The 11,044-nt window shown below is 69.8% G+C and carries 11 protein-coding genes; 9 read left to right on the forward strand and 2 right to left on the reverse strand.

The genetic code is table 11. The features are described from left to right. Nucleotides 1-56: 56 nt before the first annotated feature. The 7 genes from ruvB (at nt 57) to pal (ending at nt 5,739) form a co-directional block, all read left to right on the forward strand. Entirely contained in the window at nt 57-1,079 is a 1,023-nt protein-coding gene (gene ruvB / locus FHR19_RS07965; protein ID WP_184026732.1) for a Holliday junction branch migration DNA helicase RuvB, read from the forward strand. 52 nt (nt 1,080-1,131) lie between these two features. Beyond that, nucleotides 1,132-1,584, forward strand: coding sequence for a tol-pal system-associated acyl-CoA thioesterase (ybgC, locus tag FHR19_RS07970; RefSeq protein ID WP_184026734.1), 453 nt, complete (start codon nt 1,132-1,134; stop codon nt 1,582-1,584). A gap of 6 nt (nt 1,585-1,590) precedes the next feature. Next, nucleotides 1,591-2,283: a protein TolQ gene (tolQ, locus tag FHR19_RS07975; protein WP_184026736.1), complete on the forward strand. Its 693-nt coding sequence runs from the start codon at nt 1,591-1,593 to the stop codon at nt 2,281-2,283. Continuing rightward, a complete protein-coding gene (gene tolR / locus FHR19_RS07980) occupies nt 2,283-2,720 on the forward strand; it encodes a protein TolR (protein ID WP_184026738.1) in 438 nt (145 codons plus the stop codon). The genes tolQ and tolR overlap by 1 nt, the downstream gene beginning before the upstream one ends. 7 nt (nt 2,721-2,727) lie before the next feature. Further along, nucleotides 2,728-3,714, forward strand: a complete 987-nt coding sequence (locus FHR19_RS07985; protein WP_184026740.1) for a cell envelope biogenesis protein TolA — start codon at nt 2,728-2,730, stop codon at nt 3,712-3,714. 32 nt (nt 3,715-3,746) lie between these two features. Beyond that, nucleotides 3,747-5,144, forward strand: a complete 1,398-nt coding sequence (gene tolB / locus FHR19_RS07990; RefSeq protein WP_184026742.1) for a Tol-Pal system beta propeller repeat protein TolB — start codon at nt 3,747-3,749, stop codon at nt 5,142-5,144. Between the two features lie 70 nt (nt 5,145-5,214). Beyond that, nucleotides 5,215-5,739: a peptidoglycan-associated lipoprotein Pal gene (pal, locus tag FHR19_RS07995; RefSeq protein ID WP_184026745.1), complete on the forward strand. Its 525-nt coding sequence runs from the start codon at nt 5,215-5,217 to the stop codon at nt 5,737-5,739. Nucleotides 5,740-5,859: 120 nt separating this feature from the next. Here pal and FHR19_RS08000 read toward each other — a convergent pair whose 3' ends face one another. Together FHR19_RS08000 and FHR19_RS08005 are read right to left on the reverse strand one after the other, a co-directional pair. Further along, nucleotides 5,860-6,750, reverse strand: coding sequence for a S1/P1 nuclease (locus tag FHR19_RS08000; RefSeq protein WP_343053209.1), 891 nt, complete (start codon nt 6,748-6,750; stop codon nt 5,860-5,862). After that, a complete protein-coding gene (locus FHR19_RS08005; RefSeq protein WP_221228471.1) occupies nt 6,747-7,700 on the reverse strand; it encodes an isoaspartyl peptidase/L-asparaginase family protein in 954 nt (317 codons plus the stop codon). The genes FHR19_RS08000 and FHR19_RS08005 overlap by 4 nt, the downstream gene beginning before the upstream one ends. A 167-nt stretch (nt 7,701-7,867) precedes the next feature. Between FHR19_RS08005 and FHR19_RS08010 the strand changes: the two genes are divergently transcribed. Beyond that, nucleotides 7,868-10,699 carry a M16 family metallopeptidase gene (locus FHR19_RS08010; protein WP_246359436.1) on the forward strand — a complete coding sequence of 944 codons (2,832 nt, stop codon included), beginning with the start codon at nt 7,868-7,870 and terminating at the stop codon, nt 10,697-10,699. Between the two features lie 12 nt (nt 10,700-10,711). After that, nucleotides 10,712-11,008: a hypothetical protein gene (locus FHR19_RS08015; RefSeq protein WP_184026751.1), complete on the forward strand. Its 297-nt coding sequence runs from the start codon at nt 10,712-10,714 to the stop codon at nt 11,006-11,008. The last annotated feature ends 36 nt before the right edge of the window (nt 11,009-11,044 follow it).

The raw sequence follows: 11,044 nt of genomic DNA on the forward strand, positions 1-11,044 counted from the left end.
CTCGTCCCCTCGCGTCCTGCTTTCGTTCCGCCGCGCACGCGGCTAAGCGTGGGCGCGTGACCGACACCGACCGCATCCTGACCCCCGCACGCCGCCCCGAAGACGTCGATGCGGCGCTCCGCCCGCGGCACCTCGACGAGTTCGTGGGGCAAAAGGCCGCGCGCGAGAATCTGCGCGTGTTCATCGAGGCGGCGCGCGCGCGCGGCGAGGCGCTGGACCATGTCCTGTTCTTCGGCCCCCCGGGGCTCGGCAAGACGACGCTGGCACAGATCATCGCGCGCGAAATGGGGACGGGTTTCCGCGCCACCAGCGGCCCGGTGATCGCGCGCTCGGGCGACCTCGCCGCGCTGCTGACCAACCTCGAGGACGGCGACGTCCTGTTCATCGACGAGATTCACCGCCTCGCCCCCGCGGTCGAGGAAGTGCTGTATCCCGCGATGGAGGACCGCGCGCTCGACCTGATGATCGGGGAGGGGCCGTCGGCGCGCAGCGTGCGGATCGACCTGCCGCGCTTTACGCTGGTCGGCGCGACGACGCGGCAGGGGCTGCTGACGACGCCGCTGCGCGATCGGTTCGGCATCCCGGTGCGGCTGCAATTCTATACGGTCGAGGAACTGACGCGGGTGGTGACGCGCGCGGCGGGGCTGCTCGGTCTCGCCATCGCGCCCGACGGCGCCACCGAGGTCGCACGCCGCTCGCGGGGCACCCCGCGCATCGCCGGGCGGCTGCTGCGCCGCGTGCGCGACTTCGCCGACGTGGCGGGGGCGCCGGTCGTGGATGCCGACGTGGCCGACCGCGCGCTCAACCGGATGGAGGTCGACCGCCTCGGCCTCGACGCGATGGATCGCCGCTACCTGACGATGATCGCCGACATCTATCGCGGCGGCCCGGTGGGGGTGGAGACGCTGGCCGCCGGCCTGTCCGAACCGCGCGACACGATCGAGGAGGTGATCGAGCCCTACCTCATCCAGATCGGCATGGTGGCCCGCACCGCCCGCGGCCGCTGCCTGAACGCCGCCGGCTGGAAGCACCTCGGCATCGAACCGCCGGCGGGATCGCAGGACGGATTGTTCGACTAAGCGGCCCTAACGCTTTGACCCCCCGGACAACCGCCGATAAAGCCGCGAGGGCATGACGTCAGACGTCCTTCCCGCCTCCGGCCATTTCGAAGGTCCCGACCACCGCTTCCCGGTGCGGGTCTATTTCGAGGATACCGACCTGTCGGGCGTCGTCTATCACGCCAATTACCTGCGCTACATGGAGCGCGCCCGCTCCGACATGCTGCGCGTCGCCGGAATCGACCAGCGTGCGGCCTTCGAGGCAGGAGAGGGCGTCTATGCGGTGCGCGACGTGTCGCTCCGCTTCGCTGCGCCCGCGCGCCTCGACGACGACCTCGTCGTCGTCAGCCGGCTGACGGGGTTCCGCCCCGCATCCGCCACCATTCAGCAACGAGTAATGAAGGGGACGGCCATTCTGGTCGAGGCCAGCGTCGAGGCGGTGTTCATCACCCCTTCGGGCCGCCCGCGCCGCCAGCCGCCCCAGTGGCTCGACATCTTCGCCCGCCTTTTGCCTCAAGGGAACTGAGCCCGCATGGACGCCGCCTTCGTCAGTACCGATGCCGCCACGCTGTCGCCCATCGCGCTGTTTATTCAGGCCGATTTCGTCGTGAAGGGGGTGATGCTGGGCCTGCTCCTCGCCAGCATCTGGACCTGGGCGATCATCATCGGCTTTCGCGTGAAGGTCGGCCGCACGAAGAAGGCGATCGACACGTTCGAGGCCGACTATCGCCGCGCCGACGACGTGGACGCCTTCCACCGCAAGCATGCCGAGAGCGACCTGCCGATCGCGCGCGTCTTTTCCGCCGGGGTCGCCGAATGGCGCCGCTCGACGGCGGGCAAGACGATCGACCGGGAGGGGACGCGCGAGCGGCTTGGCACCGCGATGGGCGCGGCGGTGGCGGCGGAGATCGACCGGCTTGGCGACCGGCTCAACATCCTCGCCACGATCGGCTCGGTCGCGCCGTTCGTCGGGCTGTTCGGCACCGTCTGGGGCATCATGCGCAGCTTCACCAGCATCGCCGCCGAGCAGAACTCTAGCCTCGCCGTCGTCGCGCCGGGCATTGCCGAGGCGCTGTTCGCGACCGCCATCGGCCTGTTCGCGGCGATCCCTGCGGTGATCGCATACAACCGCTTTAGCCACGCGATCGACCGGATCGAGGCGCGGCTCAACCGCTTCGCCGACGGCTTCCACGCGACGCTCAGCCGCCAGCTCGAGCTCGCCTGATGGGGGCGAACCTTCCCTCCCGCCGGGGGCGCGGGCGGCGCGCGCCGATGGCGGACATCAACGTCACCCCGCTGGTCGACGTGATGTTGGTGCTGCTCATCATCTTCATGGTGACCGCGCCGCTGCTGACCGCGGGCGTGCCGGTGAACCTGCCCGAGAGCCGCGCCAAGGCGCTGGATCAGGAGCAGGAGCCGGTACAGGTCGCGATCGACGATTCCGGCCGCATCTTCGTCAACGACCGCGAACTGACCGAGGCGCAGTTGCCCGACGCGCTGGCCGAGATCGCGCGCGCCAATGCGACGGGCGAGCCGCCCGCGATCCTTGTCCGCGCCGACCGGACGACCAATTACGGCAAGTTCATGAGCGTGATGGGCGAGTTGAACCGCGCCGGGCTGAACCGCGTGTCGCTGGTGACGCTCGGCTCGAACGAGCGCTGAGCCAGCGATGGATCGCGCCGAACGCATTGGCCTTGGCGTCGCCGTTGTCGGCCATGTCGTGCTGTTCGGCCTGCTCTCGGTCGGGTTCCTCGCGACGCCCAATCCGACCGAATTGAAGCCCGTGCCGATCGACGTCAGCCTCGTCGACGAGGTGGGGCTTGAGGCGCAGGCGCCCGCCTCGATCGAGCCGCCCGCCACCTCGATCGCGCCCGAACAGGGCCCGCCCGAAGACGCCGCGCCGCCCGAACCCGCCGCGCAGCCCGAACCCGAGCCGCAGCCCCAGCCCGAACCTGCACCGCCCGAGCCTGCCCCCGAGCCACGCCCGGCGCCCAGGCCCGCCCCGCCGCAACCCGCGCCAAAGCCGCGCCCGGCGCCCAAGCCCGTGCCTAAGGCGCAGCCGCAGCCGAAGAAACCGGCCGAAGCGCCGGCCGAAAAGGCCAAGGCCGAGCCGAAGCCGGCTGCCAAGGCGGCGGCAAAGCCCGCGCCCAAGGCAGCCCCCGCGCCGAAGGCCGCGGCGAAACCGGCGGCGACCAAGGGAGCGGGCAGCGACGTCGCTGCCAAGGCCAGCCGCCCGCGCGGCTCGCGCCTCGGCGACGATTTCCTCAAGGGCCTGTCGGACACGCCGAGCGAGAGCAAGGCGACCAATCCGCCCGGTGCGGCGAAGATCGACGCGCGCGCGCTCGCCGGCATCCGCGACGCGATCCGGCGCCAGATCCAGCCCTGTGCCGACAAGCAGGTCAATCCGGGGCCGGGGGCGAACAACATCGTCACCGTCCTCAACCTGCGCCTCAACCGCGACGGCACGCTGGCGGGCAATCCGAAGATGGTGCGCCAGTCGGGCATCTCGGGTGAGAACGAGCGGTACGCCCAGCGCGTCGTCGACCTCGGCATCGCGGCGTTCCGCGCCTGCACGCCGCTCAAGCTGCCGGCCGAATATTACCAGACCGCCAATGGCGGCTGGGGCAATATCAACTATAACTGGCAGCTCCGTTGAGCCGGCCATCCCATGTTCGAGAGGAGCGTTCGATGCTGAAACTGCGGATGACGATCGCGATGTCGGGCTGCCTCGCGCTCGGCCCGCTCGCCGCGCAGGAAGCGCCGCCGCCCGCACCGCTGGACGTGCCGCAGGTGGCGACGCCCGGCGCGCCCGCCGGACAGGATGCGCCGCCGCTGGAGGTCGACGTGACCGGCGGCATTTCGGCGCCGATGCCGATCGCCATCCCCTACATGCCGACTCCGGCGGTGCAGTCGACGCCGGCCGGGTCGACCGACGACCTCGGCCGGCAGCTTGCCGAGATCGTGACCGCGGACCTCAAGAACTCGGGCTTGTTCACCCCGCTTCAGCCGGGTCAGCTTCGCGCGGTGGTCTTCCCCGAAGTCACCGCGCCCGCCTACGACTATTGGGGCGGCACGGGCGCGCAGGCGCTGGTGCAAGGGTTCGTTCGCTCGAACGGCGACGGCACGCTGACCGTCGGCTGCTACCTCTACGACGTGTTCTCCAAGATCGAGCTGGCGCGGCAGGGCTTCGTCGTCCAGCCGTCCGACTGGCGGCGCGCGGCGCATAAGTGCGCCGACACGGTCTATACCCGCCTGACCGGCGAGGGGCCGTATTTCGACAGCCGCATCGTCTATGTCAGCGAGACGGGGCCGAAGAACAAGCGGATCAAGCGCCTTGCGATCATGGATCAGGACGGCGCCAATCACCGCTTTCTGACCAACGGCCAGTCGATCGTGCTGACCCCGCGGTTCGCGCCCAACCAGCAGTCGATCGTCTATATGAGCTATGTCGGCGACCAGCCGGCGATCTATGTCTACGACCTCGCCAGCGGGCGGCAGCGCAAGGTGGTGCAGGGCGTCAGCCTGACCTTCGCCCCGCGCTTCTCGCCAGACGGGCGGTCGATCCTGTTCTCGATGGCGCAGAACGGCAACACCGACCTCTATCGCGTGTCGGCACAGGGGGGCAGTCCGCAGCGGCTGACCAACTCGCCCGGCATCGACACCGGCGGCAGCTATTCGCCCGACGGCAGCCGCATCGTCTTCGAAAGCGATCGCGGCGGCTCGCAGCAGCTCTATGTCATGAACGCCGACGGATCGAACCAGCGGCGGATCAGCTTCGGCGGCGGGCGTTACGGCACGCCGGTGTGGAGCCCGCGCGGCGACCTCGTTGCCTTCACGCGCATCCAGGGCGGGTTCAAGATCGGGATCATGAGCCCCGATGGCGGCGGCGAGAAATTGCTCACCGACGCCTGGGGCGACGAGGGGCCGAGCTGGTCGCCGAACGGCCGCGTGCTGACCTTCCTGCGGTCGGCGCAGGGCTCGGGCCGGTCGCAGGTGTGGTCGGTCGACCTCACCGGCGTCAACGAACGGCGCATCGGCACCCCGCTCGACGGATCGGACCCGAGCTGGGGACCGGTCAGGCCCTGACCCCGAAACGAAAACTGCTTTGAACGGTTCGTCGTGACGACGGACCCGCATTTCCAAGGAGGAGACCGACATGGCCAACCGTACCGCCGCCCTCATGATGGGCGTCGCACTGATCGCCGTCGCCGGCTGCGCCAAGAAGCGTCCGCCCGTCCTGCCGCCCGCACCGGGTGAGAGCACGACTGCCCCCGGCACCGGCGGCGAGGGATCGGGCCAGGTCGGCAACGGCGCGCTCCCCGGCTCGGCCGCGGACTTCAAGCGCACCGTCCGGTCGGACACGGTCAACTTCGCGCTCGACAGCTACGATATCGACCCGGAGGCGCGGGCGATCCTCGACACGCAGGCGCAGTGGCTGACGCAGTATCCGAACGTCCGCGTCACGATCGAGGGCCATTGCGACGAGCGCGGCACCCGCGAATACAATCTCGCGCTCGGCGACCGGCGCGCCAATTCGGCCAAGAACTATCTCGTCGCGCGCGGCATCGACGCCGGGCGGATCACGACGATCAGCTACGGCAAGGAACGCCCGCTGGCGGTCGGATCGGACGAGGGCGCCTATGCCCAGAACCGCCGCGCGGTGACGGTGGTGATTTCCTGACCGGGCAGAAGAAGAAGCGGGATCCCGGGTCAAGCCCGGGATGACGGAAGTTGGACGGGGCAGCCCTTCCCTAACATCGTCACCCCGGGCTTGACCCGGGATACCGCTTCTTCTGCGGCCTCACCCCCCGCGATACGGCGGCTTCTTTTCCGGCACGAACGCCTTGGCCGGATCCAGCGCCTCGTCCAGCATCCGCGCCAGCCTGAGCCCCGCGCGCTCGATCTGTAGCCGCTGCGCCGGCACCATCTTCTCGATCGCTTCCGGCGTCACCGTGACCGGTCTCGCCGGCTTCGGCCCGCATGCATCGCCCAGCGCCAGACCGTAGGCGGCGTCACGGCTCGCTTCCCAGCTCTGCCGGCTCCAGTCCTCGACACTGCCGCTTCCCAGCGCCGCACGCTCCTCCGGCGAATACACCCGAAACGGGGAGGGCGGGGTCGTCACCGCGCGCTCGGCGAGCGGTGAGTCCCAGATCGAATGGAGGTTGAGCCACTTCGCCGTCACCGGGCCATAGCTCGCCTTCACGTCGTTGCCGCCGCGATCGCCGCGGTCGCCGCCGTGCGGGGGCGCGTGCAGGTCGCCGACGAAGTGGATGAGGAAGACCAGCGCCATCGCCTTTTCGCGAGCCGGCACGGTGCGGTTCTGGATCAGCTTCACCTGCCGCTCGATCTGCGCCGACACGCAATTGCCGTCCTTGCACGCGGTCTTGAGGTCGAAGGGCTTGCAGATATCGACGTTCTGATAGTGCCAGCTCGCGGTATAGCTGAACCGCTCACCCAGATTGCGGACGCAGTCGGGCCAGGTTGCCGCCTGCTCGGGCGTGGCCACCTTGCATTCGGGCGTCTGGAGGAGCGGCGGGGCGCCGCGCAGCATCGCGCGCACCATTCGCGCCGTTTCCGGGCGCACGTTCATGAGCGCGATCCGCGCGATCGCCTCATGCGTGAAGAAGCCGTACGCCTGCGCGCTCGCCGGCGCGAACAGCAGTGCGAGCGCGAGGATCAGGCGGCGGATCACTTCTCGTCCCCATAGATGGCGACGACGCGCTCGCCGCCTGCGCTCACTCGGCCGCGATACATGCCGGGGGTGTTGAAGCTCCACGCCATCTCGCCGGTCGGCCCGGTGACGATGACGCCGCCGGTGCCGCCGAGCGCCTTCGTCTCCGCCATCACCGTGTCGGCGGCGACCTTGAGGCTCTCGCCCTTGAAGCGGACGCGCGCGCAGATTTCGTGCGCCACGCCCTCGCGGATGAAGAACTCGCCCGCACCGGTGGCGGAGATCGCACAGGCGCGATCGTCGGCATAGGTACCCGCACCGATCAGCGGCGAATCGCCGATCCGGCCCCAGCGCTTGCCCGTGACGCCCCCGGTCGAGGTGGCGGCGGCGACATGCCCCTTCGCGTCGCGCGCGACCGCGCCGACTGTGCCGTATTTCATGTCGATGTCGAATGCATCGGCCTTGCGCGACTTCAGCTCGTCAAGCTGGCGGCGGCGCTCCTCGGTCCCGAACCAGTCGGGGCCGGCCTGCTCAAGCCCCTCTTCCTTCGAAAAGGCATCGGCCCCCGCGCCCGCCAGCATCACGTGCGGGCTGTTCTCCATCACCCGGCGGGCAAGGCCGATCGGGTTCTTCGTCGCGGTGACGCCTGCGACCGCACCCGCCTTGCGGGTCGCCCCCTCCATGATCGCTGCGTCGAGCTCGTTCTTCCCCTCATAGGTGAAGACCGCGCCGCGCCCGGCGTTGAAGCTCGGATCGTCCTCCAGCACGCGCACCGCCGCCTCGACCGCATCGAGCGCGCTGCCGCCGCCGGCCAGCACCTTCTGTCCCGCGGTAAGCGCGGCATCGAGGCCCGCGCGCGCCGCTTCCTCCCGCTCGCGCGTCATCCGCTCGCGCTCGATCACGCCGGCGCCGCCATGGATGACGAGGGTCCAGCCGATCTTGTCGTCGGCATGGGCAGGGGCGGCGGTCATGGCGAGCACTCCGGCAAGGGCGAGGAAGCGGATGGACATGGCGAACCTCGGAATCGTGGATGCCCGCGCCCTTGCCAGAAACGCGCGCCGCTTGCACGCCCCGGCAGGCCCGCTATCGTCACAATCGAAACTGCCGAGAGGGCCTTGAATCCGTGCGTTCTTTCCTGATGATCGGTGCCGCGCTGTCGGCGCTTTCGACCCCGCTTCTCGCCCGCCCCGCCGATCCGGCCCCCGCGCCCGTCGCCGACCTCATCAAGTCGGTCGACATTCCATACGAGACCTTCACGCTGAAGAACGGCCTGCGCGTCCTCGTCCACACCGACCGCAAGGCGCCCGTCGTCGCAGTGTCGGTCTGGTACGACGTGGGGTCGAAGCACGAGCCCAAGGGTAAGACCGGCTTCGCGCACCTGTTCGAGCATCTGATGTTTAACGGGACCGAGAACTCGCCCGGCGACTTCTTCGATCCCCTGCGCTCAGCGGGCGCGACCGACTTCAACGGCACGACGAGCTTCGACCGCACAAATTATTTCGAGACGGTGCCGCGCGCGGCGCTCGACCGGGTGCTGTTCATGGAAAGCGACCGCATGGGCTATCTGCTCGGCGCGGTGACGCAAGGGGTGCTCGATGAGCAGCGCGGCGTCGTCCAGAACGAGAAGCGACAGGGCGACAACCAGCCCTATGGCCTCGTCCGCTACAAGTCGGTCGAGGGGCTGTTTCCCGTCGGCCACCCTTATCACCACTCGACGATCGGTTCGATGGCGGACCTGTCGGCCGCCAGCCTTGCCGACGTGAAGACGTGGTTTCGGAGCTATTACGGCCCCAACAATGCCGTCGTCGCGCTGGCGGGCGATATCGACGTGGCGACCGCCCGCCCGCTGATGGAGAAATATTTCGGCGGCATCCCCGCCGGACCAAAGGTCGTCGCGCCCGACGCGCCTGTCCCGACGCTGCCCGCGCCGGTCAGCGAGACGATCACCGATCGCGTCGCGACCACGCGGCTCTATCGCTATTGGGCGGTGCCGGGCCTTCGCGACGGCGATTCCGCGCTGCTCGACGTGGCGGCGGGGGCACTGGGCGGCCTCGCCAGCTCGCGGCTCGATACCGAACTGGTCCGCAAGCAGAAGGTGGCGGTCAGCGTTTCGGCCTATAATCAGTCGTTCACGCAGGTCGGCATCTTCGGCGTGACGATGGACGTGGCGCCGGGCACGGACCGGAAGGTGGCAGAGGCGGCGCTCGACAAGGCGATCGCCGATTACCTCGCCACTGGTCCGACCGCGGACGAGGTGAAGCGCATCGCCACCACCGCGATCGCCGGGCGGCTTGCCGGGCTGGAGTCGGTCGGCGGCGGCGGGGGCAAGGCGGGAACGCTCGCCTCCGGCCTCATCTTCGCGGGCGATCCGGACTATTACAAGAAGGAGCTGGCCGAACTCGCAGCGGCGACGCCCGCGGCGGTGAAGGCAGTTACGACCAAATGGCTGTCCCGCCCTGTCTATTCGCTCGCCGTCGTGCCGGGCAAGCGGGAGGCCTATGCCGAGGTCGGCGGCGCCCCCGCTGCGACGCCGGGCAACAATGCCGCGCCGCAGCCCGCCAATGCCGAGGGTCCCGCCAAGGGTACGCGCGGCGCGCTGCCCGCGGTCGGCGAGGTCCGCGACATCGCCTTCCCCAAGGTCGAGCGCACTCGCCTGTCGAACGGCATCGAGCTCGTCTATGCGCGTCAGGCGGCGCTGCCGGTCACGCGCGCGGTGATGAGCTTCGACGCGGGCATCGTTGCCGATCCGGCGGACAAGCTCGGCCTCGGCAGCCTCACCCTCGCCTTGATGGACGAGGGGACGAAAACCCGCGACGCGCTGGCGCTGGCAGAGGCGCAGGAGCGGCTCGGCGCGCAGATTTCCACCTCCAACGACGCCGACCGTGCGCGCGTCGGCGTGTTCGCGCCGAGCGTGAACCTCAAGGGCGCCGTTGCGCTGATGGGCGACGTGGTGCGCAATCCCGCCTTCGCGCCTACCGAGATCGAGCGCGTGCGCGGCCAGACGCTGGCGCGCATCGCCGCCGAGACGACGAGCCCGCAGGGGCTGTCCGCGCGCGCGCTGCCGCCGCTCGTCTACGGCACGGCGTCGCCTTATGCGAAGCTCGCGGCCGGCACCGGCGATCCGGCGGCGGTGAAGGCGGCGACGCGCGCCGACCTTATCGCCTATCAGCAGGCGTGGCTGAGGCCCGACAAGGCCAAGGTCTTCGTCGTCAGCGATCGCCCGCTGCCTGAGGTGAAGGCGGCGTTCGACGCCGCGTTCGGCGACTGGCGTGCGGGCGGCCCGGCGGGGACCAAGCCGGCGGTCGCGGCTGGGGCCACCGCCACCCCGCGCATCGTCCTGATCGACCGGCCCGATTCGCCGCAGTCGCTGATCGCCGCGGGGCAGCTGACCCCGCTGGACGCGCGCGCCGACCTACTCCCCGTGCTGACGGCCAACGAGGTGCTGGGGTCGGGCTTCCTCAGCCGCATCAACATGGACCTGCGCGAGGCGAAGGGCTGGTCCTATGGCGTGCGCGGTGGCTTCTCGCGGATGGAGGGGGCGGTCCCCTACACGATCAATGCGCCGGTACAGGCCGACAAGACGGGGCCGGCGATCGCGGCGCTGCGCGACCAGATCGGCGGGTTCCTGACGACCAAGGGCGTGACGCCGGTGGAGTTCACGCGCACGATCGACGGCGAGACGCGCGAGCTGGCCGGCACGTTCGAGACCAGCGCGAGCGTGCTGACCGCGATGGAGACCAACGACCTCTATGGCCGGCCCGACGATTATTACGACACGATCGCGCAAAAATATCGCGCGCTGACCGCGCCGCAACTTGACGCTGCGGCAAGGCGGGCGATCGACCCCAACCGCTTCGTCTGGGTCGTCGTCGGCGACGCCGCCAAGGTGCGCGGCCAGCTTGACAGCCTCGGCCTGCCTGTCGAGGTGGTAGAGAGCGGCGCCGCCCCGGCGCGCGCCGCGGCCAATTAAGGAGTGGATGAGATGGCGAACGTCGACGGCAAGTGGAACGTGACGGTCAAGTCGCCGCTGGGCGACCAGCAGGCGACGCTCGACGTGCAGAGCGCGGGCGACAATTTCTCGGGCACCTTTTCGGGCGGAATGGGCACCAGCCAGGTCAACGGCGCGCTCTCGGGCGACACGCTGACGTGGAAGATGGACATCACCGTGCCGATGCCGATGACCCTCGATTGCGAGGCGCAGGTGTCGGGCGACAATCTGGACGGCAAGGTGACCGCAGGGGCCTTCGGCAGCTTCCCGCTGACCGGCACGCGCGCGTAAACCTGTCTCGTCACCCCGGGCTTGACCCGGGGTCCC

The sequence above is a fragment of the Sphingomonas yantingensis genome, from assembly GCF_014199325.1.
GTDB classification, from domain to species: domain Bacteria; phylum Pseudomonadota; class Alphaproteobacteria; order Sphingomonadales; family Sphingomonadaceae; genus Sphingomonas; species Sphingomonas yantingensis.

Coding starts and splice junctions, on each gene's coding strand:
- FHR19_RS07985 (WP_184026740.1), top strand. CDS start 2,728: ATGGATCGCGCCGAACGCATTGGCCTTGGCGTCGCCGTTGTCGGCCAT.
- tolB (WP_184026742.1), top strand. CDS start 3,747: ATGCTGAAACTGCGGATGACGATCGCGATGTCGGGCTGCCTCGCGCTC.
- FHR19_RS08015 (WP_184026751.1), top strand. CDS start 10,712: ATGGCGAACGTCGACGGCAAGTGGAACGTGACGGTCAAGTCGCCGCTG.
- tolQ (WP_184026736.1), top strand. CDS start 1,591: ATGGACGCCGCCTTCGTCAGTACCGATGCCGCCACGCTGTCGCCCATC.
- ybgC (WP_184026734.1), top strand. CDS start 1,132: ATGACGTCAGACGTCCTTCCCGCCTCCGGCCATTTCGAAGGTCCCGAC.
- FHR19_RS08010 (WP_246359436.1), top strand. CDS start 7,868: ATGATCGGTGCCGCGCTGTCGGCGCTTTCGACCCCGCTTCTCGCCCGC.
- FHR19_RS08005 (WP_221228471.1), bottom strand. CDS start 7,700: ATGACCGCCGCCCCTGCCCATGCCGACGACAAGATCGGCTGGACCCTC.
- tolR (WP_184026738.1), top strand. CDS start 2,283: ATGGGGGCGAACCTTCCCTCCCGCCGGGGGCGCGGGCGGCGCGCGCCG.
- pal (WP_184026745.1), top strand. CDS start 5,215: ATGGCCAACCGTACCGCCGCCCTCATGATGGGCGTCGCACTGATCGCC.